General features: G+C 58.8%; 19 protein-coding genes and 1 pseudogene. 7 read left to right on the top strand and 13 right to left on the bottom strand.

The annotated features are described in order from the left end of the window. Position 1: 1 nt before the first annotated feature. Positions 2 to 358 carry a hypothetical protein gene (locus tag OUZ52_RS11975; protein WP_266158631.1) on the bottom strand — a complete coding sequence of 119 codons (357 nt, stop codon included), beginning with the start codon at positions 356 to 358 and terminating at the stop codon, positions 2 to 4. Positions 359 to 903: 545 nt separating this feature from the next. Between OUZ52_RS11975 and OUZ52_RS11970 the strand changes: the two genes are divergently transcribed. Both OUZ52_RS11970 and OUZ52_RS11965 read left to right on the top strand, forming a co-directional pair. Further along, entirely contained in the window at positions 904 to 1,833 is a 930-nt protein-coding gene (locus OUZ52_RS11970; RefSeq protein WP_266158630.1) for an RHS repeat-associated core domain-containing protein, read from the top strand. After that, entirely contained in the window at positions 1,830 to 2,384 is a 555-nt protein-coding gene (locus OUZ52_RS11965; protein WP_266158629.1) for a hypothetical protein, read from the top strand. The genes OUZ52_RS11970 and OUZ52_RS11965 overlap by 4 nt, the downstream gene beginning before the upstream one ends. Before the next feature lie 901 nt (positions 2,385 to 3,285). Here OUZ52_RS11965 and OUZ52_RS11960 read toward each other — a convergent pair. Then, positions 3,286 to 5,849 (bottom strand): annotated as a pseudogene (locus OUZ52_RS11960) (M1 family metallopeptidase). Between the two features lie 424 nt (positions 5,850 to 6,273). On the opposite strand from OUZ52_RS11960, the gene OUZ52_RS11955 reads away from it, so the two are divergent. Then, positions 6,274 to 7,104: a plasmid replication/partition related protein gene (locus OUZ52_RS11955; protein ID WP_266158628.1), complete on the top strand. Its 831-nt coding sequence runs from the start codon at positions 6,274 to 6,276 to the stop codon at positions 7,102 to 7,104. Positions 7,105 to 7,192: 88 nt separating this feature from the next. On the opposite strand, the gene OUZ52_RS11950 is transcribed toward OUZ52_RS11955, so the two are convergent. Continuing rightward, a complete protein-coding gene (locus OUZ52_RS11950; protein WP_266158627.1) occupies positions 7,193 to 8,077 on the bottom strand; it encodes a metal-dependent hydrolase in 885 nt (294 codons plus the stop codon). Positions 8,078 to 8,210: 133 nt separating this feature from the next. On the opposite strand from OUZ52_RS11950, the gene OUZ52_RS11945 reads away from it, so the two are divergent. Beyond that, complete coding sequence (locus tag OUZ52_RS11945) at positions 8,211 to 9,254, top strand: AraC family transcriptional regulator (RefSeq protein WP_266158626.1); 1,044 nt, start codon at positions 8,211 to 8,213, stop codon at positions 9,252 to 9,254. A 617-nt stretch (positions 9,255 to 9,871) separates the two neighbouring features. Continuing rightward, complete coding sequence (locus OUZ52_RS11940; RefSeq protein ID WP_266158625.1) at positions 9,872 to 10,537, top strand: tetratricopeptide repeat protein; 666 nt, start codon at positions 9,872 to 9,874, stop codon at positions 10,535 to 10,537. Between the two features lie 207 nt (positions 10,538 to 10,744). On the opposite strand, the gene OUZ52_RS11935 is transcribed toward OUZ52_RS11940, so the two are convergent. The 9 genes from OUZ52_RS11935 to OUZ52_RS11895 all read right to left on the bottom strand — a co-directional run bounded on the left by OUZ52_RS11935 (position 10,745) and on the right by OUZ52_RS11895 (position 20,150). Then, entirely contained in the window at positions 10,745 to 12,037 is a 1,293-nt protein-coding gene (locus OUZ52_RS11935) for an adenylosuccinate synthase (RefSeq protein ID WP_266158624.1), read from the bottom strand. 174 nt (positions 12,038 to 12,211) lie between these two features. Continuing rightward, positions 12,212 to 13,078: a protease modulator HflC gene (gene hflC / locus OUZ52_RS11930; protein WP_266158623.1), complete on the bottom strand. Its 867-nt coding sequence runs from the start codon at positions 13,076 to 13,078 to the stop codon at positions 12,212 to 12,214. Between the two features lie 2 nt (positions 13,079 to 13,080). Further along, positions 13,081 to 14,235 carry an FtsH protease activity modulator HflK gene (gene hflK / locus OUZ52_RS11925; RefSeq protein WP_266158622.1) on the bottom strand — a complete coding sequence of 385 codons (1,155 nt, stop codon included), beginning with the start codon at positions 14,233 to 14,235 and terminating at the stop codon, positions 13,081 to 13,083. A 197-nt stretch (positions 14,236 to 14,432) separates the two neighbouring features. Further along, positions 14,433 to 15,734, bottom strand: coding sequence for a ribosome rescue GTPase HflX (gene hflX, locus OUZ52_RS11920; RefSeq protein ID WP_266158638.1), 1,302 nt, complete (start codon positions 15,732 to 15,734; stop codon positions 14,433 to 14,435). A 21-nt stretch (positions 15,735 to 15,755) separates the two neighbouring features. Then, entirely contained in the window at positions 15,756 to 16,025 is a 270-nt protein-coding gene (hfq, locus tag OUZ52_RS11915) for an RNA chaperone Hfq (RefSeq protein WP_266158621.1), read from the bottom strand. Positions 16,026 to 16,196: 171 nt separating this feature from the next. After that, positions 16,197 to 17,147: a tRNA (adenosine(37)-N6)-dimethylallyltransferase MiaA gene (gene miaA, locus OUZ52_RS11910; protein ID WP_266158620.1), complete on the bottom strand. Its 951-nt coding sequence runs from the start codon at positions 17,145 to 17,147 to the stop codon at positions 16,197 to 16,199. Then, positions 17,147 to 17,587 (bottom strand): hypothetical protein, encoded by a 441-nt coding sequence (locus OUZ52_RS11905; protein WP_266158619.1) that lies wholly within the window; start codon positions 17,585 to 17,587, stop codon positions 17,147 to 17,149. Before OUZ52_RS11905 ends, miaA begins: the two co-directional genes overlap by 1 nt. A gap of 347 nt (positions 17,588 to 17,934) precedes the next feature. Further along, positions 17,935 to 19,347 carry a peptidoglycan-binding domain-containing protein gene (locus OUZ52_RS11900; RefSeq protein ID WP_266158618.1) on the bottom strand — a complete coding sequence of 471 codons (1,413 nt, stop codon included), beginning with the start codon at positions 19,345 to 19,347 and terminating at the stop codon, positions 17,935 to 17,937. Between the two features lie 47 nt (positions 19,348 to 19,394). Further along, on the bottom strand, positions 19,395 to 20,150 hold the full coding sequence (locus OUZ52_RS11895) for a hypothetical protein (protein ID WP_266158617.1): 756 nt from the start codon (positions 20,148 to 20,150) through the stop codon (positions 19,395 to 19,397). Between the two features lie 550 nt (positions 20,151 to 20,700). On the opposite strand from OUZ52_RS11895, the gene OUZ52_RS11890 reads away from it, so the two are divergent. Then, the gene (locus OUZ52_RS11890; protein WP_266158616.1) at positions 20,701 to 21,375 is read left to right on the top strand and encodes a hypothetical protein; all 675 of its coding nucleotides are present in this window, start codon (positions 20,701 to 20,703) and stop codon (positions 21,373 to 21,375) included. 122 nt (positions 21,376 to 21,497) lie between these two features. Continuing rightward, positions 21,498 to 21,956, top strand: a complete 459-nt coding sequence (locus OUZ52_RS11885; RefSeq protein WP_266158615.1) for a hypothetical protein — start codon at positions 21,498 to 21,500, stop codon at positions 21,954 to 21,956. Between the two features lie 93 nt (positions 21,957 to 22,049). Here the strand turns inward: OUZ52_RS11885 and OUZ52_RS11880 are convergent, their stop codons facing one another. Further along, complete coding sequence (locus OUZ52_RS11880) at positions 22,050 to 23,594, bottom strand: MASE1 domain-containing protein (protein ID WP_266158613.1); 1,545 nt, start codon at positions 23,592 to 23,594, stop codon at positions 22,050 to 22,052. Positions 23,595 to 23,980: the final 386 nt, after the last annotated feature.

The raw sequence follows: 23,980 nt of genomic DNA, 5'->3' as shown, positions 1-23,980 counted from the left end.
GCTAAGGCGCGTTGGCAGCCATGGTGTCCTTCGCATCCTGGCATTGCTTAAGCGTCTCGGCGATCAAATACGATTTGTCGCCGCCGGCATCGCATTGAAATTTCATCGTGCCGGTTTGGCTGTCGTCTTTGGCCAGATGAACGCAAGCCTTGAAGCTCGCCACGAACACGGGCGTCATCTTGATGCACCTCACCGTATCGGGGTCGGCATGCCAATTAAAACCATAACCGGTCACCTCAGTCTTATCTTTGACGACAGGCTTATCCGCGAGCGCTTGATCGGAGGCCTGCGCGAAAACACTGCATAGGCACAGACTCACAATCCATAGCGCGAGATTGAGTTTTCTCGAAATATGCATGATCTCCCCTTCGCCCGGCGCCCTATCGGTGCACCATCATATCGCTTGCGCATCGACCGTGATGTCAACAAGAAAGCCCTAAATCGCAAGGCTATTCGATCAGGCCGCAGGCAGAGGGACGCCACGATATGGCGTTGTAGCCAGGCTGGGGAACAACGCGTTGCTCACGCGTCGGTGCGACCCTTCGGGGTGCAACATCCTTCACGGATATCGGCTGTCCTTGAGAGGATTCGCTATGCCGACGTTTAATACCTGCTAGCACTCAGCCAAGGCTGTCATCGATATGGCCCAGCTGTCCGGCGCAATGCCCGGGCAGTAACGGGTGCCTGTATCTAAGGCTTTATGGAGAGGACTAAACCATGTCATTCAAAGCACGTTGGTTGTGCGAGACCGCCGCCCCTTGCATTGAACCGCCATCCAATAGCATAGGGAAAATCGGAGTGCGATGCTGGCTTCCAGGAGCTTGACGCCCCTCCCCCATTATTGTTCTCATCAGGATGACACGCCCGCCACGTCGGAGCGGGTAACGGACGGGGGAACAACGGATGGTTATCAGTCGAGCAGTCGTCGCCGGTTGCGTGCTAGCGCTTTTAGACATTGGGTTCGCTCACGCCCTGCCAAACGGCACCGTCACCTACGTCTATACCGATCCCCAAGGAACTCCCTTGGCGGAAGCAGATGCCCAAGGCAACATCACCGCTACGTTCGACTATGCACCATATGGAACGATCGCGTTAGGTACGCCACCCAATGGGCCTGGATACACGGGACATGTGGATGATCCTGAGACCAATCTCATCTACATGCAGCACAGGTACTACGATCCAGTAACCGGGCATTTTCTCAGCGTTGATCCTGTCATGCCTACGGCGGGTAACACGTTCAGCTTCAATCGGTACGATTACGTCAACAACAACCCAATTGATCACATCGATCCCGATGGACGTACCTGCACGCTAGCCAATAAGACGTACACATGTCAGATCGATCAAGTCGTCACGCAGGAAAATGGAAAGAATGTAACCAGGAATGCGACCGACGAGGACCATAAAACGTATGCAGGTTTAGAAAAAGCTCTGACAACGGCGGTCAACGCGGCGGCCAGTTCAGGAAAGACCGCGGATATCTCGTTTAAGAGCGGCGACAAGACCTACTCATTTTCTATTTCGGGGACTTCGGTTGCCCAAAATTTAGGAGGACGCATAATAAGAGCTGATCCCGTTGAATCTGGGGCTATGGATACACAGGGCAACACGACCACCGTCGATAAGGCTGGCCTACAGCCGGGGCGCACGGCCGTTGGCGATGCAGAGAGGACGCAAGAGTTTTATTTTCTACATGAGGGAATCCATCGAAGTTCCGAAGAAAGGAAAGCTCTTGGATTTTTCGGGCTAAACCGAATGGCTAACGATCAAGATGCTCATCAAGACTCTTATGACGCTGCAGCGAGTTCCTTTTTGGGGCCAAACCAATGACTATTATGGCGATAGTCCTGGCTGTTACCAGCACTCTGTGCAGCCTCCCCATCGATTCGGCTAGGGATCTTGGCTGCTCGATACGATATGTTGATAAGCAGCAAGGTTACTTTATAGGCATCGAAAAAAATAACGTCATCATAGGAACTGCACGCGACGCCGTAAAAAATCCTGCCAATGATGTCTCGCAGGTCGATGGACGTGTTGAAAATTGTTCGTCCCGCGCGTTCAAATGTCGATCTATCGCTGAACTGGTATTCGCTATCCCGAAGAGCGCAGACCATTCTGCGGAATATACAAAAGGGCCAAGGATATCCGTTCAGCGACTAGCAAATGGCGGATGGCACGGCTCTGCAATGTGCTCAATGATTGCCGAAACAGGTTGCGCGCCGCATGTTGACGTGAACAAGCTCGTTGAGGCCTATCAATACGACGTGAGTCCAGCAGGCGTTGTGACATCGGTGAAAATTCAGAATTGGAATGACGCTGGGAAGCTATTGAGCACCTATAACTTGGTCCTCGTGAGTGAGAGTGGACTCGAGTTAAATTGATCCAGGGCGTCTGACAGCAATCAATGCGCTCAATACTTTCCAACATGCTGCTTGCTCTGGCCCTGGCTGGCTGGGTGCAGTCCGCCGCCTGTAGCGAGTCGTACTGCGCAACGGGTCAGATAAGCCCAGTCAAGTTGTGGGTGACTGTTCAGCCTGAGAGACGTCAGGACTTCATCAAGTTCTTGCAATCTGACAAGGAGCCCATTGCCCTCGGTGCTAGCTACGTTGGTAGGGCAGAGACATCGGACTCTCTGAGCATAGACTTTTTGGAAATATTTGATGCGAAGAGGGCATCAAATATTTCTATTCAGGCAGACAACAGGAAACCATCGTCTGTATTTGATTTTTCGTTTTGGAGTTGCAATACGACTCGTAGCCTGGACCCGTACCGGGATGCCGTTCGCGACAGGGTTACTCAGTTTGGTGCGGTATCCGCAGTAGAAGTAGTTTCTAAGTGAGCTATGGGGGGGGCTCTTTGGAGTAGCGAACTTCGCAGCGCCCCGCAGGTATCAACGCCAAACCAATTCAACCAATAACAGCGAAATGCAAGCTCTAGTTAGAGAGTCAGACAGGTATTTCTACTGCGGTACAAGTCGACCAGCGCTCAGCGAAAATGAGAAGAAGTGCGCGCGCCGTCGTCCATGCGTGATGACCTGCACACCAACGTTTTCTTCCTGTAGCCCTCAGTAAGTTTATTGCGCTGCAACGCACGCAGTGCCGTCTACGGGATCGCCAAAACAAAGAAGCCCCGGATTTTCCGGGGCTTCGGTGCATCAACACGTTAAGTGAACGCCTAGGCACATGCAGGGCCTTTTGTGTTCACATGAAAACATCTGATCTCCGCCAAACCAGCCTCGATGGATGCAGCCAGAGGTGACGGTGGTCTTCGCTTAGCGCTTGCTCAGTTACCGTTTTTCTTCAACCAGGCATCGATCACCGGCAAGCGCTCATTGCGTACCTTCACCCGGTACGTAATGCTGGCCATGACGGTCTCGGCATCGCGGCGCGAACCTGCGGCGACATGAGCATCGGCGTAAGCCTTGACCTTGCCGACCATGGCCGGGTCCAGCGAGTTGGAAGCCAGCATCGGGTAGTAACGGCTGCTCGCCGACGAATCGACTTTCTTGCTGACCTGATCGATATGCGCAATGGCGAAATCGAAAGCCAGTGCCGGGTGCGAACGCGAAACACCGGAAATCATGCCCGCGCTATTGGTTGCGCCCGGCTCGTCGGTCAACGCCAGATCGAGTGCACGCTGCGCCAGCGCATTGTCTTCGGCGCATGCCGCGCCACCACCCCCAGAATCGATTTGCGCAGTGCCGCCGGCAGCGCATTCGGATCGCTCGCCTGGGCTTTGTAGCGGCGCAACGATTCAGTCAACACCGTCGGATCATCCAGTCGGCTGAGTGCGTTGATCAGCTCGATGCGCAGAACCTTGACTGGTGCGGCCTCATCCTGCCGCTCCTGCCAGCCAATGCGGGTGAACAGGGGCTCTAGCCGCGCGATGGCGAACTTGCGGAATGCCGCCTGTCGCGTTGCGTCGCCGTCGTAGTAGTTATCCAGGCTGGCCAGTTTTCCGGCGATATCGCCCCAGATCTGCGGGTCGGCATCGACCGCGGTTGCCTTGACCAGGTCGAGATAATCCGACACCGGCTGCAGCCCGGCCATGCCCAGCGCCCAGGTATCGCCCGACAGGCCCAGCTGGTCGATCGGCGCGAGCTTGGCGTAGCTGTCTTTGATCGCGGCGAACTGAGCCGGCGCGTACAGCGTGCGGTAGTAACCACTCTGCCCGGCATTGACGATGATCGGGCCGCAGCTCGGCACATCCAGCTTGGCATGGCCACCGCTGACCAGCGTACGCACCGGCGTGGCCGAGCCCACCGCCTGTGCAATCACCGGCACCCGCCATGACAGCGGTTTCTTGTCCGGGCGATCTTTGGTGAACTCACCCTGGGTCAGGGTCAGCGTGGTCTTGCCTGCGGTGCAGGCGGCCTCGACGCGAATCATCGGCACGCCAGGCTGCAAGGTGAAATCGTGGGCGATGGCGGTCACTGGCTTACCTGCGGCGGCCTCGACCTCACGCCACAAATCGTCAGACACGGTGTTGTTGTAAGCATGGGCCTTCATGTAACGACGCACGCCTTCGCGCCAGGTATCCGCACCGACGTAACCCTCCAGCATGCGGATCACCGCCTCGCCCTTGGAATAGGTAATCACATCGAAGGCCTGGCTCGCCTGCTCCACCGTTGCGACGTGCTGCACAATGGAGTGAGTGGTAGCGATAGCGTCGCGGCTCATCGCGCCTTCACGCACATCCACCGCGGTCAGCGCGGTGTTCCACTCCGGGTGCAATTTCTCCGTGGTGCGTGCCGCCATCCACGATGCAAAACCCTCGTTGAGCCAGAGATCGTCCCACCAGCGCATGGTCACCAGATCGCCAAACCATTGGTGCGCCATTTCGTGCGCGGCCGTGGAGAACACCTCTTCTTTATCAGACTGGGTCGAGATGGAAGGGTCCAGCAACAACGCATACTCAAAGGTATAGATCGCGCCCCAGTTCTCCATCGCGCCAAAGAACTGGCTACTGCCGGGGGACGCGATATTGTCGAGCTTGGGCAGCGGATACGGCGTACCAAAGTAATCGTTGTATTCGTGCAACACGGCCTTGGCCGAATCCAGCGCAAAGGTCGCCTGCGACACCGCACCCTTCTGGGTGATCACCCCGATCTCGGTGCCATCGGATTGCGTGGTAGCGCGCTCAAACTCGCCAAGACCGAAGAACAGCAAATAGGTGGACATCTTCGGCGATGGCGCAAAACGCACCTGCGCCAAACCACTGCCGAGATCTTTCTTCTCGGCCACCGGCATGTTGCTCACGGCCATTTGCTCGGCGGGCACGGTCGCTTCCAGCGTGAACGTAGCCTTGTAGGCCGGCTCGTCCCACGACGGAATGAAGCGCCGCGCGTCGGAATTCTCAAACTGTGTATACAGCGCGCGCTTACTGCCGGCCTTGGTGTCGTATTTGATCACGAACAGGCCATTGGCCTGGGTACCGATTTTGCCGGTGTAAGTCATCTCCAGCTGATAGCTGCCGGGAACTATCGGCTGCGCCCAGGTAAAGGTCGCCGTTTGCGCGGCGGCATCCACCGTGATCTTCGGTGCGGGGTACGCCGCCTTCTTGCCACCCGCAGGGGTCAGGCTGACCTCGGAAAAAGTCATGTCCATGGCATTGAGCGTGATGCTCGCGGTCGGCTGCAGCACCTCGACATGGACACCGACCTTGCCATCGAAACTCAGCGAATCGAGATGCGGCGTCACCGATACGTCGTAATGCGTAGGCCGCACGCTGCGCGGCAGCTGGGTCGTAGCGAGGGCAGCAGTGGCCGCTGCCGGAGCAGCCACCACCGCCGTCATAGACATGCCGGCGAGCGCCAAGGCAATTGCGGTAACCAGATAACGACGCATGACATCCCCTCATAAGTAACGGCCTGACCGGCCAAAAAACCCGCGTGCGTGTAAGCGCGCAGCAAAAGAGCAAGCTCCGACCCATGGATGGTGACCGCCAACAGGCCTGTCCAGACACCGCCGAAAGTCATGGCCGAGGTCACGGATGACGCCAGCGGGCTGTGGCCGAGGCTAAGCATGGGGTGCCCCCTGACGTAAGTTTTCACTGCTGGTTGCGGGCAGCGATCGGGCCGCCGAGTCAGGTCCAGGCTGCCGTTGAGATGGGATCCGGCAGATTGCGCCCAGGTGGCTGACGTAACAAGAGACAACGCCGTTATCGCGAAGTGTCAAGTCATTTCGTGTTCTTGCCGGCGCTAGCAAAGCAGCGCACGGCATGCGCCCCTTCTCTACAATGCAGCCCCCTTGCAGCTGCCGGAACCCCGCCATGGACATTGTCGTCAACGAAGAACTCAAAGCCTATATCGACCCGATGACGGCGGATGAACACGAGGCGTTGGAGCGCAGCATTCTCGCCGAAGGTTGCCGCGATGCGCTGGTGCTGTGGGACAACATCCTGGTCGACGGCCACAATCGCTACGGCATTTGCCGCAAACACGACCTGCCGTTCAATACCGTGCAAAACACGCACTTCCGCAGCATCGAAGACGTGCATTTGTGGATGATCAATCAGCATCTGGGCCGGCGCAGCGTGTCGGATTTCCAGCGCGGCGTACTGGCCCTGCGCAAGCGCGAGATTCTCGCCGAACGACAAATCCGTGTGCCGGTGGCCGACAGCGAATCAGCGATGGCGCCGGTAACTGCGGATGCAGCGGTGGATAACCCTGCTACGGCCGAAATCGCAGCCGCCGAGCTGCCGCAAGCCACACCACTGAAAAGCCGCGAAGCCATCGCCCGCGAAGCGCGCCTGAGCAGCAGCCAGGTCGTGCTGATCGAAAAGATCCAGAAACAGGCCGAGCCGGAAGTCGTCGCCGCGGTGAAGTCCGGCACCATCTCGATCAATGCCGCTGCCGCCGTCGCAAGCCTGCCAGCCGAGGAACAGCGCGCCGCTGCGATTGCCGGCGGCGACGAACTCAAGCAGGCCGCCAAGCGCGTGCGCGAATCCAAGCGCAAACCCCGCAAAGAACCTGAAGCGGTCGAAGCCGCCACGGAGAGTGAAGAGTTGCAGACCTTGCGTCAGCGCGTGGCCGAGTTGACGGCTGAAAATGAAGCGCTACGCCTGCAGCTAGCCGAATTGCAGGGTCAGCAAGCCGACTGAAGCGCGTTCGATGTCTGGCGATAGCAGCCGACCACCATCGACGCCGCGACCGTTACGGCGTCGATCGATTCGACACATCCAGCGCTCATCAGCGGTGGGCAGCGGCGAGCAAAGCCTCACAAGCAAGCGCTGGATCGCCGCTGCTCTCGTAGGCGGTCAGCCAATCGCGATAATTGTGGATAACCGGCAAGTCATTCGGATGGAAGCCGGGCTTGAAGTAGCTCAGCAGCTTGGGCATCAACGCGCCGAATAACCCCTTTCTGGGGCCATGCACCCAGAGCAAGTTTCGACCATGCAGCCAGCGTCGACGCCAATACGAATAACCATCGGCCGCCAACATCCGATCGGTCAGCGTATAGGAGATCACCAGGATGTGTTTGATGCTCATCAACATCGCGCCAATGCGCAGCCAGTAACCGACCCCGGCCACCTTGCACATCACATCGAAGGCGACCGACTTATGCTCCATCTCCTCGATCGCATGCCAGGCCAATAGATTGCGTATGCGCGGGTCCATCCCTTGCGTGGTCGACACCTTGGAGAACAACGCGTCCGCCAGCATCGCGGTGAAATGCTCGGCGCTGGCGGTCAGCGCGATGTTGTACTCCGCCGAGTAACGGCGTGTACGCTCGTCCAATATCGCCTTGAACCAGGCCTGCAAGGCATCGACCGGCTGACCCTGCAATTTCAGCAATTCGTTATAGCGTGTGTGCGCCATGCCGTGCTGACCTTCCTGGCGGATAAAGTCGCGCACCGCCACTAGCAACGCGGGATCGACGATCTTGTCGCGGAACGCCCGCACGCTGGTGATGAAATAGCGTTCACCATCCGGAAAACTCAGCTGCAACGCATCCATGTAGCGCGATTTGTACACATGGCTGTCGTACCAGCACTTGGGTACCGTCGAGTCCAGACCGAAATCCAGATGTTCGCGGGCGACGATGGTTTCGCTATAGCTGATGGCACGATTCATGACGCGCTTCCCACTCAAGCCGTGCCACATAGTAGGAACGAAGCCGGCGCGCGACTATGCCGCACGACGCCAATACGTGGCTTTACGCGACATTCGCTATAGTCCGTCGCCGTTAAGCCGTGGAGGGTGACTGGTGACATTGAACGCCGGCAATGCACGTACTGACGACGGCAGCCGTCAGCCGCCAACGATTTCTTTTCGCGATGTATCGCTATTGGCGCGAGTCGCCACGCTTTGCGGCTTCGACATCGAATCGGTACTGGCAGAGACCGGCATCCACCTGGCCGACCTGCCGGACGGCAACGCGCATGCCGATCTCGGTGTCATCTCAGCCTTGATCGACCTGAGCATGCGGCGCTCGACCCGGGCGCATTACCCCTTCGTGCTCGGCGAACATTACGGCTTTGAGCACACGCCCGAAATTCAGACCTTTCTGGCGACCAGCAGCTCACTGCGCGAAGCCTTGTGGATGCTCGACTTTCTGCCGTATTTCGTCCATCCCGGCATCACCTCGAAGCACGAACTCGACGGCGACCGCTTCACGATTTCTTTCGAGCTGCGCAACGACGAGGCGATGATCGACTCACCCGGCTTGGTCGAGACTATCCACGTAGTACTCCACCGGGTGCTGACCCAATTACTGGGGCCACAGGTGCGCCCCGACATCGCTTTCCGACACCCGCCGATGACAACACTGGCCAACTATGAAAAGCAGTTCGGCTCACGGCCAAGTTTCGGCGCCAGTCATGACATCGCCCGCTACGATGCAATGTTGCTCGACCGACCGTTGCCCAGCGGGTCACCCGCCCTGCACGCAAAAATGCAATTGCTGCTGGAACTGCGCCTAAAGCAATGGCAAGACGCCAACGGCCTGGAAACCATGCTGTCCACCTTGCTCAGGCACACCCCCGCCATCACGATGGAAGAAGCCTCCAGGCGACTCAGCATCGGGCCGCGTACCTTGCAGCGCAAACTCAGGCAGGCCGACACTTCGTTTGCGGCGATCCAGTCGCAGACGCGTTTCCATCTCGCCAAAACCATGCTGGCGGACCGTGATCTCGACATCGACGCCATCGCCGCCAAGCTGGGCTTCGCTGACCGCACCACCTTTACCAAGGCCTTTTCCAAATGGTCCGGCCTGCCGCCAGCGACTTATCGCCGGGTGCGTACGAAATAGGCGGCCAAACGCACCGATCAACGACCGGCCACCGATAGCCGATTCATGGCACAGGCGATGAACCGATACAGCGCATGTTGATGTGCGCATGGTCATACGCCGATAAAACACTCGACCCATGACTCGACCCTGTAGCACTGGCTTCCAGCACTGACCGGCCTTGACCATCTGTGCGGGTTTCGGAAAAACCGAGAGCTGACCGAATAACCCGTTCAACGCCTAAACACGTTGCGATCGGCTTGGCGCCCTGTTCGCTGGCGGTGACATGCCCGGTCGAGCGCGGATATTGCCGTCGCCTATACGCATGGGATCGATGCCGTGGCAACTGAGTTTTTGCTAGATCCCGGCCACTCGGAGTGATCTCGCCGCTTCGCGCCAGATAAGGTCTTTCTTATGGAATTTGAGTACACTGCCGCGGCCATGCCTGGCTGTGTATGGCGCCAGGTTGTAGCGAATCTTTTCACTGCCCAATGCGAGAGGCGGTCATGAGAAGGATCTACCGTGGTCTCACCTGCTTGTTCGCCTGCGTGCTGGCCATGAGCGCAGCCCACGCAGGTTCCGACGTTACGAACCCTGCCCCATTCCAGGACAAGGCATCGCGCGATTTGCTCAGAGCCATGAGCAACAGCTCGACCTGGGGCCACCCTGACATCGAAGGCGAGTTCGAGGGCATCCAGCGCTATGCGAAAGGCGATTACGCCGAGGCGATGAAGTATTTTCTGCTTGGAGCCCGCTATGCGGACAAGCTTTCGCAGCTATGCATCGGTTTGCTGTATCTCAACGGCGAAGGCGTTCGGAAAGATCCCGTCACCGCTTATGCATGGCTGGCGCTTGCCGCCGAGCGCAACTACCCCAGCTTTCTCGTTACTCGCGACACGGTCTGGGCGCAACTCGATGCGGAGCAGCGCGAGCAGGCCAGGACCATGGTTGAAAAACTATCGCTCGAATATGGGGACGCTGTAGCCAAGCCGCGCATGGTGACGCAACTCGGGCAAAACATGCTGCAAGGCACCGAATCACACCTTGGCTACAGCAGCGGCCGTATTCAAAGTTTCAAGCCGGGTAAACCTTACGGTACCGGCGACACAACGGCATGCGCCACCCGTTCGATAGGAGGCGCCCCCCTTCCCGGCTGCGACTATCCCATGGGCGACCCCACCTCCAAGCCCAATAAATACTTCCAGGCGCGCGATGCCGAGTGGCGAGGCATCGTCACCGTGGGCTCTTTGCAAAGCGTCACCGCGCCGAAGACACCACCCGCGCCATTGGATACACAGCACTGACACCTGACGAAGCCAGTCCGGCATCCATCGATCCAGGCGACCTTCCATCGCGCATCCGTATGGCGACTGCGTATTGCGGCAGCGAATAGATGTCGCAATGACTGACGTCGCTGGCACAGTGCTGAATTGCGGTGCCGATCTCGCAGAAATGCAGCAAACAAAAAAGGCCCTCGCGGGCCTTTTTTGTCATGCGTGGATCAGCATCGCTCAGGCGAACGGATCGTCCAGCACGATGGTGTCTTCGCGATCGGCACCGGTGGCGACCAGCGCCAGGCGGCAACCCGACAGCTCTTCGACCGCGCGCAGATAGGCACGCGCTGCGGGTGGCAGTTTGTTCCAGTCGCGGATGCCGGCGGTGGATTCTTCCCAACCCGGGAATTCGAGGTAGACCGGCTTGCACTCGGCCCAGCCATCGGCGTCCAGCGGCGCCAGCTCGCGACGCTTGCCGCGGTATTCGTAAGCGATGCAGACCTTGATGGTGGAGAGGCCGTCGAGCACGTCGAGCTTGGTGATGGCCAGGCCGCTGATGCCGTTGATCTGCACCGCACGCTTGAGGGCGACGAGGTCGATCCAGCCGCAACGGCGCGGACGGCCGGTGCTGGCGCCGTACTCATTGCCTTTCTTGCGCAGCAGCTCACCCATCTCGTCGTTGAGTTCGGTGGGGAACGGGCCGCCGCCGACGCGGGTGGCGTAGGCTTTGCAGATGCCGAGCACATAGTCGATATCACCGGCGCCCACGCCGGTGCCGGCAAGTGCGCCGCCAACGGTGGTGTTGGACGAGGTGACGTAGGGATAGGTGCCATGATCGATATCGAGCAGCGCGCCTTGCGCACCCTCGAACAGGATATTGCCGCCGTCTTTACGGATGTCGTGCAGGATGGTGGCGACGTCGTCGACCATCGGGCGCAGGTACTCGCCCCAGGTCAGTGCCTCGTCGAGCACCTGCTGGTAGTCGACCGGCGCGGCCTTCAGCCACTGGGTCAGCACGAAGTTGTGATACTCGACCACTTCTTTGAGCTGCGCCGGCAGCTCATGCGGGTACATCAGGTCGGCCACACGAATACCGCGGCGGGCAACCTTGTCTTCGTAAGCCGGGCCAATGCCACGACCGGTAGTGCCAATGGCCTTGCCGCCGGCAGCGATTTCGCGCGCCTTATCGACAGCGATGTGGTACGGCATGATCAGCGGCGTAGCCGGGCTGATCTTCAGGCGCGGGCGCACGTCGACGCCGTTGCCTTCAAGCTCGGCGATTTCCTGCATCAACGCGGCTGGCGACAACACCACGCCGTTGCCGATCAGGCACAGCGCGTCGTCGCGCAGGATGCCTGACGGAATCAGGTGCAACACGGTCTTTTTGCCCTTGATGACCAGGGTGTGGCCGGCGTTATGGCCACCCTGGAAACGGGCTACCGCGCCGACACGCTCGGTCAGCAGATCGACGATCTTGCCCTTGCCTTCGTCGCCCCATTGCGCGCCGAGAATTACGACTGACTTACCCATGATGTTGTCTCGTGTATTTAAATGCGTTTTGACGGGCTCTCTCCCCGGCTTGGCCAGGAAGCGTTGGGGAGAGGCAAGCCTGTCACCCCCTCCCAGCCTCCCTCTGCCGGCAGGGGAAGGCGTCCATCGGTTTTTTCCTTAACCCTGCGCACAGGGTTAAGAGGTGAATCTTGTTTATCGCTTGCCGGCGCTGTCGTTGAAGTAGCGCAGGAATTCGGAATCGGGCTTGAGTACTAGCACACCCTTGCCGTCCTCGAACGACTTTTTGTACGCCGACTGGCTGCGATAGAAAGCGAAGAATTCGGGATCTTGCCCGTAGGCCTGGGCGTAGATCGCCGCCGCCTGGGCATCGCCCTCACCGCGCACCTTGGCGGCATCGCGTTCGGCATCGGCGATCAGCACGGTACGCTGGCGATCGGCATCGGCCTGGATGGTTTCGGCAGCCTGCTGACCGGTGGAGCGCAACTCGTTGGCCAATTGCAGGCGCTCGGAACGCATGCGCTTGTAAACCGACTCGCTCACTTCCTTGGGCAGGTCGATACGCTTGATGCGTACGTCGACCACGGTAATACCCAGGCTCTTGCGGGCGGCCGCATCGGTTTGCTTGCGCACGCGCTCGGTGATGTCTTTGCGGCCACCGGCAATCAGTTCTTGCAGGGTGCGCGCATTGAATTCGAACCGCAGGGCATCTTTGACGATCGGGGTCAGGCGATTGGCGGCGTTCAACTCGGTGCCGGCGGTGGCGCGGTAATAAGCGGCGTTGTCGGCACTGCGCCACTTCACGTAGAAGTCGACGTCGACGCTCTTTTTCTCGGAGCTGAAATAACGCTCCGGCTGGGCTTCGAGAGTCAGGATGCGGTTGTCGAACAGTTGAGCCTGCTGGATCAGCGGCAGTTTGAAATGCAGGCCGGGTTTGTCACCGGTACGCACGATTTTGCCAAACTGCATCACCAAGGCGGTTTCGCCTTCGTGGACGATGAACATGCTGTTATAGCCGAGCAACACGGCCAGCACGACGAGAATACCGGAGATGTACTTCATGGCTATTTATCCTTGCCGATGGCGGCATCCGTGCCGGGCGCCGCCTGCATGGTGACACCGGGCAGATCTTTGGCCGTACCGACACGATCGAGCGGCAGGTAAATCATGTTGCGGCCGCCACTGCCATCGAGCACTTTGGGATTGTTCGACATCACGTCTTCGACGGTCTCCAGCCATAAACGACGGCGGGTAACCTCGGGCGCGGCGCGGTATTCCTTGAGGATGAGATCGAAACGCGCGGCATCGCCGTTAGCACGGGCCACGCGCTCAGCGCTGTAGCCCTGGGCCTGGGCCGAAATGCGCGCGGCTTCACCACGGGCGACCGGCACCACCTGGCTGGCATAGGCACGCGCCTTGTTCTCGGTGCCCTGCTTGTCTTCGCGAGCGGAGTTGACGTCGTCAAAGGCGTCTTTCACGTCTTGCGGCGGCGCCACGTTCTGGAAGCTGACGTCGGTGACCATCAGGCCAGAATCGTAGCCATCGAGCGTGGCTTGCAGAATTTCGCGGGTTTGCTGTTGCAGGGTGTCGCGGGTCTGCGCCGGCACGGCTGCCGCCGGCAACGCAGCGACGGCTGGTGCAGCCGCCGTGCTCGCCGTAGCCGGCACCACGACAGCCGCCTGCTCGCCCGGGCTGGTCAGGATGTTGTCCATCACGTTGGCGCCGACCACCGTACGCACCGCGGCTTCGGCCGCCTGCTTCAAGGTGTCTTCGGGGTCACGGGTGGAGAACAGGAATTTGCGTGCGTCGGAAACCTGGTATTGCACGTTGAAATCGACCGCGATGATGTTCTCGTCGCTGGTCAACATGCTCACCTTGTCGGAGACCGAACGGATCTCGGTGGTACCGATCTTGTTCACCGTCTCGATCGGCCGCGGCAGCTTGAAGTGAAAACCAGGCCCCAGGGTGCGCGCATATTGACCAAAGCGCAGCACAACGCCGGATTGGCGGGCATCGACAATGGTGTAGCTGCTTAGCAGCAACCAGGCCAGCAACAAGGCCAGCACGATGGTGAAGAGGCTGCCGGAACCACCGCCAAACTTGCCCAGGCGGTCCTTGAGCTGCTTGAGCAGGTCATCGAGGTTTGGCTTGCCGCTGTTCTGGCGTTGTTTGTTCCAGGGGTCGCGCTGCCCGTTATTACCGGGTTCGTTCCAGGCCATGGTCAGTCTCCTTGAGGCCGCAGGGAGGCCGGCAACATCGGCCGGGGATGCGTTGAACGGGATATCACATGGTGTCGTGTCACATGTCTGGCAAGGGCGCCCTGCTAACGCAGTTGCCCGCACAAACATCGGTGATTCTAGCAGAGCTGATCAGCAAGCGGCTCAACTCCGGTGACGCGCGGGGCGGCTTGGGCCAACTACTCGACCGGTCCGAGCAATTCGCGCAGTAGCTCGGCCTCGGCCGCGTTGCCACCGCTTAGCGGGGCGATGACGCTACGCGGGGCATCGATATCCAGCCGCCAGCCATGCTCATCCACCGCCTCGCCGACAATCGCGCCTGCCGCCTTGAGCCGGGCATGCAAACGGCCCGCCGACAACGGCAAATGCAAGGGGGATTGAACCCGGTCGCCGCCCAGCAATTCGCCCAGCGCCTGGCGCAGCAAGTCGATACCCAGGCCACGTGCGGCAGATAGCCACACCTTCTGCGGCCGGCCCTCGGCATCGCGGTCGATACGCGGCTCGGTGCCCGCCAGGTCGATCTTGTTCATGATCAGCAGCTGCGGCAAGTCGCCGGCGTCGATCTCTTCCAGCACCTTATCGACTACGCGGTGCAGGCGTTCGCGCTCGTCGTCGGCCGCGTCGCAGACATGCAGTAGCAGGTCGGCATCACGGGCCTCGATCAAGGTGCCGCGGAAGGCCGCCACCAGATCGTGCGGCAGGTCGCGGATAAAACCGACGGTATCGGCCAGCACCGCCGGCCCGCAGCTGAGATCCTCCAGCTTGCGCACGGTGGGATCGAGCGTGGCAAATAACTGATCGGCGGCATAGACCTCGCCCGTGGTCAGCGCATTGAATAAGGTGGATTTACCGGCATTGGTGTAGCCCACCAGGGCCACCCTGGGCACGGTATTGCGCATGCGCGAGCGCCGCTGTTGACCACGCTGGGTTTGCACTTTCTCCAGCCGCTTGGTCAGCATCTTGACCCGCTCGGCGAGTAAGCGGCGATCCAGCTCGAGCTGGGTTTCACCAGGGCCGCGGTTGCCGATGGCACCGCCGCGCTGGGCATCCAGATGGGTCCAGCCACGCACCAGCCGGGTAGCGATGTGCTTGAGCTGGGCCAGCTCCACTTCCAGCTTGCCTTCGTGCGAGCGGGCTCGCTGGGCGAAGATATCCAGAATCAGCCCAGCCCGATCGACGACCCGGATATTCAGCAACTTCTCCAGGTTGCGCTCTTGCACCGGGGTCAGCAGGTGGTCGACCAGCACCACATCGGCCTCCAGCGCACGCGCGGCCTCAGCAACCTCGTCGGCCTTGCCGGTACCGATGTAATAGCGTGGATTGGGGTCTTCGACGCGAGCAGGAATACTGCCCAGAACCTCGGCGCCGGCCGACTTGGCTAGTTCAACGAACTCTTCGGCTCGGCGCGCCGCATCGCCCTCGCCGCGTGAATGCGGCAGGACGAGTACGGCACGTTCGCCTTTCTTCTGACGATCAAACAGAGTGGATCAACCTCACGTGGCTCAGCCTTCCGCCTCAGCGGGGGCGACCGTAGCTTCCGTATGGCCATCGTGGCCATTGCCGACGCGAACGTTACGGCTGGGTACCACGGTGGAAATAGCGTGTTTGTAAACCATCTGGCTTACCTGGTTGCGCAACAACACGACAAACTGGTCGAACGATTCGATCGTCCCCTGCAGCTTGATGCCGTTGACCAGATAGATGGCAACCGGGACGCGCTCGCGACGCAGTGCGTTAAGAAATGGATCTTGCAATGACTGCCCTTTGGACATTTGTTGTTCTCCCCTCGCAGCGAACGGGTCAGATAAAAGACGCGCAACGCGCCCCGACCCAAGGCGAAGGAATATTAACCGCTTTTAAATTCTTGATGAAAGAGCACTTTCGCTCTTTCGCCGAGCCAAAATGCATTTCACGTAACACTGACAGTAAATAACCTCGCCATGCTACGTGGGGATGCCCAGGAACAATCGCAAGGCATCCTGCGCCCGCCCGGGCAAATCCGCCCGTTCGGGATCGAACGCGCGGGCATCCAACTCACTGCGCAGCCAGGTGATTTGCCGTTTGGCCAACTGCCTCGTGGCAAATACCCCTTTGTCACGAAAGGTGGCGGCATCGACCAGGCCGTCCAGATGCTCCCAGGCCTGGCGATAACCCACCGCGCGAATCGCCGGCAGGTCGGCATGCAAATCATCCCGCTGGCGCAAGGCACGCACCTCCTCCAGGAAACCCTCTGCCAGCATATTGTCGAATCGACGCGCGATGCGTTCGTGCAAAGGCCCCCGCTCGCTGGGTAACAGCGCCAGCTTGAGCACCCGCCAGGGGAAACGCTCGCCGCTGCCGCCTTGTTGTTGCTCGCTCAAGGGGCGACCGGTCAGCTCGATCACCTCCAGGGCGCGCTGTAGACGCTGGACATCCGCCGGCCGGATGCGCGCCGCGGCGACCGGATCAAGCCTCGCTAGGCGCTCGTGCATCGCGGCCCAACCGATCTGCCCCGCCTCGGCGGCCAGCCTGGCGCGGATTAGCGGATCGGCTTCAGGCAATTGAGAGAGCCCACGTTGCAGCGCACGAAAGTAAAGCCCGGTGCCACCGACAAGCAGCGGCACCTGCCCCTTGGCATGAACGCGATCCATCGCCGCGAGAGCATCGGTACGAAAGTCCGCCGCCGAATACGGCTGGGCCGGATCGCGAATGTCGATGAGCTCATGAGGGTAGCGCGCCAGCGTCGCCGCATCGGGCTTGGCGGTGCCGATATCCATGCCACGATAGACCAGCGCCGAGTCGACGCTGATCAAGCCCAGCGGAAAGCGCTCAGACAATGCACACGCCAATGCGGTCTTGCCCGACGCGGTCGGTCCCATCAGGAAAATCGCTAGCGGACGCGCATCGACACTCATCAGTTCTGCAGCGGATAGGCGCGAATCACGTGTTCAAGCAGCTCGTTATCGATGGAGCCATCGAAAACGAGATTGCATTCCGGCGCATCTTTCGTCGAGGCAAAGCCATCGATCTGCGTTGCCAGCACCCAGTTGCCACCCTGCTTTTTCAAGATACGGCGCGACATATCGATGGATTCGTCGGTGCGCGAATACACGCCGTCCTTGTCTTGCATCAGATAGCAGGCATAGGCGTAACGATCCGACGCCCACATGACCTTATAAACATACTTGCCATCGTAGCCGGCCTCGGACGCATGCAGCGCGGTGTTGAGCTGCTGACGTAACGGGGAGCCTGCGGCGACATCGGCACCGTCCTTGCCTGGAGCCAATGCTCCACCGGCATGGGCAAAGCCCGCGACACACAGCGCAATAAGCAAGGTGGCAGGCATCCAACGCACGGCAACTCTCCATATAAAGGTGGCGCGCAAGATTACTCCCTTGCCTCCGATCATCAAAGGTCGAGCAATCCATTGACGATGCCAACATCAATTCACGCATATCCGCAACGCCATAAGGTTATGCGGCACGGCGAAAGACTCGACCAGCTCGCTGTAGTCGCAACGCACCTGCGCTGGCACGTCGGTGCATGAAGGGCTCCACGACAGAACCGGCACGAATTCCGGCAAGACAAGACGACTCCGCCATCAGCGTCAGGATTGCGGTTAGTGCCAGCAGAACCCCACTGGTATCGGGCACGAATAACTAATGCATCTCCGAGACCGAGACATCTAGCAGTCACGCGGGCTCAACGCAGTATCGCTGGACCACCCGGCCCTTGCTGCCCCTGCACCTGCTGAACTTGCTGGGTCTGCTGAACTTGCGCTTGGGCTTGTGCTGCTTGATTGAACACTGCGGCACTCTTTTCGATTGGTGTGTTCACAGCCTGTGCAGCGGCCACACTAGCTGTTGCATTGAGCGCGCCGGGAATCACGTGTTGAGCGGCCCATACACGCGTGCCATCTTCGCTTAGTGCAACCGCATCGATCCGTTTGAGTCCCCCGGCCTTCGCTGCGGCAGTCAAAGCGCCAGCGATGTTGTCACTGAGTTTGTCAGGCACACGCCCCTGCTCCGCATCCAACTGGTGCACACCGCTTCGGGCCTGCTGGAACATGGCATGCCCTGCATGCGCTGGGTCGTCGAGGAGCGATGGAGTGGTCTGTGGAGGCGTGTCCTGAACTTGCTGCTGTGCGTTCTTCATAGACTTCATCGTCGCAGATCCAACAACGCCATCCACTTTCAAATGCTGGTCATGCTGAAAAGCTTCCACCGCCGCTTTTGTCGATGAACCAAAGTCGCCGTCCGAGTGTAATTTCCGTCCATTCTCGCCTGTGTAACCAAGTTGATGCAGCCCCGATTGAAGGTCACGAACCGCATCACCGCGATCTCCGTGCTTCAATACATGAGGGGCCTCGGCGTGGTGGTGTTGGGTCTCGACGTGGTGGTGCGGAGCTGCAACAGGATTGTGAGCCTGTGCTGCTTGAGCAGCGGGTTGTTGTACCCCCTGCGTCTTTCCAGAAATATCTGCTGCGTAACTATCGTACTTACCTAACAACTCCCCCATTTTCTCGTAAGCCTGCTTGACCGACACAGTTCCGTCGCCATAAAGCCCCACGTTTCGTTCGATCACATCTTTCGAAAGAACTGCACTGACGCGTTGATCAGGGTCGTCTTTCAGTGCGTTCAAAAACTTGGGTCCAGCCGAGCCCCCGAGATTGTGCAAGGCATACACATTCGCATCAGCATCGGGGCCGCCTAGCCTCGCGCCTTTCTCCACATTCTGCCGAGTAAATTCAGCAAGCATTCCTGCCTGGAGTCTGGAATCGGTACGATACTCAGCTGTATTTGCCTGGGCATCGGTTAGCGCACTTGCCCCTTTGACTCCATATTTCTCGCCGTACTCACGGACCATCCCAGCCCAAGTCTGGTTTGTGAACTGGCCATATCCATAAGCTGAAGACATTGCCTTGACGCCATCGAACTGCGTAACGGTGTTCAGGTGAGCCTTCTTGTGCCCAGCAATGGGTCTATTGGTTGAATCGTACTGCGATTCAAAACCAGCAATTTTAGCCATAAGCCCCGCGTCAACACCGGCCCTCTCGGCAGCATCGGCAATATCAGGCTTCGCAGCATTCCAACGCGCATCAAGTGCATCAGTCATTACACGCTCCCTATGTATAGTTAAATTTGTCTGCTGGCACTCAAATACTACTTACCCTTCGGCAACGCATACACTTTTTTCTTGCTGTCGTATTTCACAAGAAAGCTATCAACCTCGACCCCTGATTTTTTCTTGGTCACAAGCAAAGGAAACATTGCATCTCCGGTTGCGCCGTCACTCACTTTGACTTCGTACTTGATGTCTTGAGCGGCTTCCGTAATCTCAGGGATCGAGCTGATATCCGCGAAACCATCGCCTCGGGCTACAAGAATGCTGTAATCGGCGACCACCGTGCCCTGCCATACGCCACCGCTAGTAAATAGCCAGCCGTAGTCACCTTTGTTGCTCAGCTTGACGAACTTAGCTTTATTGCATCCACAGGTTCCATTAGTGCCATAGGCCATCGCATTGTCGAATGCAACGTAAGTCCAGTCGCCTTTAGCATCGATCTGGATCTTGAATGCACCCATCAGACCTGGGTCATTCGGTGCGTACAAGTATTTGTCTACGTGATCGATGTCATTGGCATTGACGGCATAAAAATAGACTTGTGCGCCTACAGCCGTAGTGACCAGTTCAGGTTCAGAGGGCCGCATGCAGTAGGCCACGACATTCCCTTGTTCTGACTTACTCGAAAACTCCCAGCACGAGTGCTTCGTGTCGTAGTGATTACCGTACTGATTCTTCATGGCAGCCTCTACAATCTTAGGCACATCAACCGAAATGGCCTGTGCGAAAGCCGTGTTGTAGCCCGCTACTAACGGCATCAAAAAAGTGGCAGCCATCAAAGTCTTCCAAAGCATGCTGCTTGCTCCTAAATAGTTATTTTTCGTCCGCTTCATTCCGCGTCTAAACATAGCGCCACCATGCACTTCCAGCAATCAGTCCTTCCACAAAGTGGCAGAGCATGAGCACACAACCCGGACAACGCACGGCGGAGATAGTCGCCATCATGCAGGGCTATATCGAAGGCAAGGACTGTTACGAGACTCCGAAAGACATGGATACCCGGGCGAGCAGATAGCTGAAGTCACTGGTGTGGCGTGCCCACATTCAGTTATCCACGCCGCCGCCAGATTTGCCGATCGGCTCCGACGACGCATAGACCAAACGCACATTCTTGATCTTCAGCTAGCGAATCAGCTGATAGCTATAACCGTCGTGAAATGTCAGCCGTTTCGAGCGCATACTGCACCAGTACTCGGCGATGGACTCCGATAAATGACCGATGGTTGTCAACCAGTCCATGTCCCATGCGTCATAGCTTGTACTCACACCATTACGGATCGATCAGGCGCCAGCTTGCTATGCCGCCCCATAGAGCTCACTCATGTTGCCATGACATGCGTGCTGGTGAGCACACTCGCATCTCACCGTTCGCACGCCGATGCGGCTCAAACACCCAATTTCGCCGGTGCGTGGCGGCTTGACGATAGAAATAGCGATAGCGCCGACACGGTGATGGGGCTATTGCGTAGCGAGGCGCGCAAGGAGCAATCGCCACAGCTGCAGCCAGCGCCCGCGACATCCTCGGCATCCGGCAACGATCATCCCCAAGGCGGTGGCCGGCATGGTGGCGGGATGGGACATGGCGGTGGCATGGGTGGTGGCGGAGGTGGTCGCGGCCAGCACGGCGGCAATGGCAAGCGTGCCGACAACTCGGCCGCATCGAGCAGCTCTACCGAACTAAGCGATGAATACCCGTTACCGTCGTTATTGAAAATCGACTCGGTATTGCTTGTGCAGCAGGATCCAAAAAAATTTCAGGTCCGGCTTAATAATGGCGAGCTGCTGGACACATCACTGGATGGACAGGCACGGCCATCACTCAACGGCAGCGGCATGGCCAGTGCTCTTATCGACGTTGACGGCATTAACGTAACCATACAGTTTGCCGATGGCTCCGTACTCCGCGAGCACTGGGCTCGATCACCTGACGGCCACACATTGACAGTCTCCGGGCAATGGAAAGTGCCGGCGCTGCAAGAGCCCGTGAACTTCAAGCGAAGCTACGTCAACCTCGATTGAAGCTGTTTCAGACACTGGTAAAAGCCGCTTTCCAGAGGCCGCGATATGCGCCGGGAAAGACATGGTCTTAACATTGCTTCGCGTTATGCTGCGCTCAAATACATCTATGCTCGGGGGCTAAAATGCGTACGACAGTAAAGCGGCTATGGCCGATGGCGGTGTTTAGCGCAGCAAGCATTTTCGGCAACGCCTGGGCTCAACCACAGACGACGGCGGAAACAGGGCTGGGACAGTCTTGGCCGCATACCTTCGATATCAGCGCAAGCCCGCACTGGCATGTGTACGCTTTTGAGAATGGCGGCATTCGTTATATCCAGATCAATGATCTGAACGGCACAGTGCGCGGAGCATTCGCTTCGGCGAACGGCCAGTTTCTGGTATTGCCCATGGGTCTCGACTCGCAGCAGATAAGCACGCCGCAACAATCCATCGGGCTTCCATCCATCGTTACCGGCACCGTCTGGACCGAGGTGGTTTATCAAGACACCAGCGTGGTGATCACGGTGACGCTGTCCACCCACGGCACGATCATCTGGGATATATGTGAGCCGGCGGAATGCAGCACGCACAAGCCCTCGTAACGCGCGTCGCCCGCCGTTAACGCTGTGCTGCCTCAAACATGATGAAGCAGCGTAGCCGGGGCGAATACTTCAGCCCTGTCGCTACCGCTGGATCTACCCAGCCTGGCTGTCATGTAGCAGCGCACTGACCTGCAAACCGCCGAGCGTGTGCTGCACATGAACCTGGCCGCCATAAATACGTGCGCGGTCTTCGATAGCCGCCAGCCCTAAGCCGCTGGCACCGAGACGGGTCACTAGATCTTGCCACTCCATGGCAACGCCAGGCGCGCCGCTTTCCCGGCTGACCAGTCGCAGGACCGCCCAGCGTCGGCCGTGAGTCAAGCCGCTACGCACGCACAACGTCATCTCGGTGCATTTCTTTTGCGCCAATAGATAGACCACGGCCTCGCAGGCGATCCGATACAACGCGATATGCACATCCGGCGACAACTGGCTCAGGCCGCGCCCCTGGATGTCGCATTGATAGCTAACGCCGGCTTCGCTCAATGCCCGCGCGATAGTCCCTTCATGCAAGGCCGTAGGCAGGCCCCTGCCGCGCCAGACCAGCGGGTACATGCTGTCGGCCAGGCGAAACACCTGTTGCTGCATCACCTTGGCCTGTCGCTGATAGCCCCCCTCCTCCTCTGCCGAAGGCAACAAGCGGCGAAGCTGACCGAGCAAATGATGGTGCGATTGCTGTATGGCGCTGCCGATACTCTCGATCGCGTAAGCCGTCTGGCGCAGGCGAAGCTCACTCAAATGCATGCTGCGCTGAGCGACGTCGAAGGCAAGCTTTCCATCGAGCTGACTTTGCTGCTCTCCTTCGCGTAGTACCGCAATCCGCGACCCCAGCATCAGCAGCGTGGTAATCGTGAACGCGATAAGCACCTGCGCTTGCTGGGTCGCGTGATCGTATAAGGCGGGCATGGTCAGCACGATGCCGATACTCGCCATCGCGCCACCGAAGGCTGCGCCCCGCCAACCATGCCGCAGAGCCAGCCATGACACCGGGAGAAACATCGCAATTCGCGCGACCTGACGCACATCGCCGGTCGTACTGACCCCCAGCCAGGTAAGCAGCGCCAGGGCTGGCAGCAACAAAGACACACTCTCGATCAACAAACGGCTGGAAGCCAGTCGCTTCGGCAACCGATTCAACGAGCCGGACTGCAGAATCTCGCGAACCAGCAGGACCAGCGGAGTGATGGTGAGAATGCCCAGATAGTTACCGAGGAAATAACGACCTGCCCACTCGGCATAGTCCGGCCGGTAGCCCACTGGAAAACGTGCCACGGCGTAGGCGATCAAATTCAACACGGACCACAGTAGCGACACCAGCAAGGTACAAAATAGGAATCCGCCCATGTTGACGGAATGCCCGCTGGGAAAGAGAACCAGCCGCTTGCGACACCAGTGCACGATAGGCATGGCCAGGGCAATCGGGGGGATGACCATTACGGCTGACCAGATCGGGCCCAGCTCGTCGAGGCAGGTATAGCTGGTATACGCCAGCGGAAACCATTCGCCCACAGCCAGTGCCGCCCAATAGCGTCGCGGCACCAGCAACAGCAGGCTTAGACGAAACCCGGAAGGCAGAAACCAATGCGAAAAAGATATTTGACGCAGCAGGGTATAGCCCAGCACATAGGCCACAACCACCGCAAGATGCCGTAACCAAACGCTCCGCTCCGATCCTTTTCGCATAGCTCCGCTACCCCATAGCTTGAATGCTGCGATCCAGCATTTCACCTCAATGCCAGCATTGCTTGAATCGGACCTTTTTTGACATGAACTCCGCGTGAAATTATCAGTGTGATAGCGCACACGTCATGCACGACGACGCGGCATAAAGCATCGATGAAATGGGTAGATATAGGCTAAAAACCGCGCCGTGAAGTGCCATCGCCACAGTACTTCACGGCCTACCGGTAGACTTTTAAATGGATAGCCAGCCAGGCCGCACTACGGTGCCGGCACGCCTAGCTCATTCAACAGTTGCGGTGCGGGATAGACCTTGTCCATCAGCCAGCGCATGTAGCGCATGT

Origin of the sequence: Dyella silvatica (genome assembly GCF_026283955.1) — a bacterium.
GTDB classification, from domain to species: Bacteria; Pseudomonadota; Gammaproteobacteria; order Xanthomonadales; family Rhodanobacteraceae; genus Dyella_C; species Dyella_C silvatica.
The sequence above is the reverse complement of the archived record's forward strand: the minus strand, read 5'-3'. Positions and strand labels throughout refer to the sequence as shown.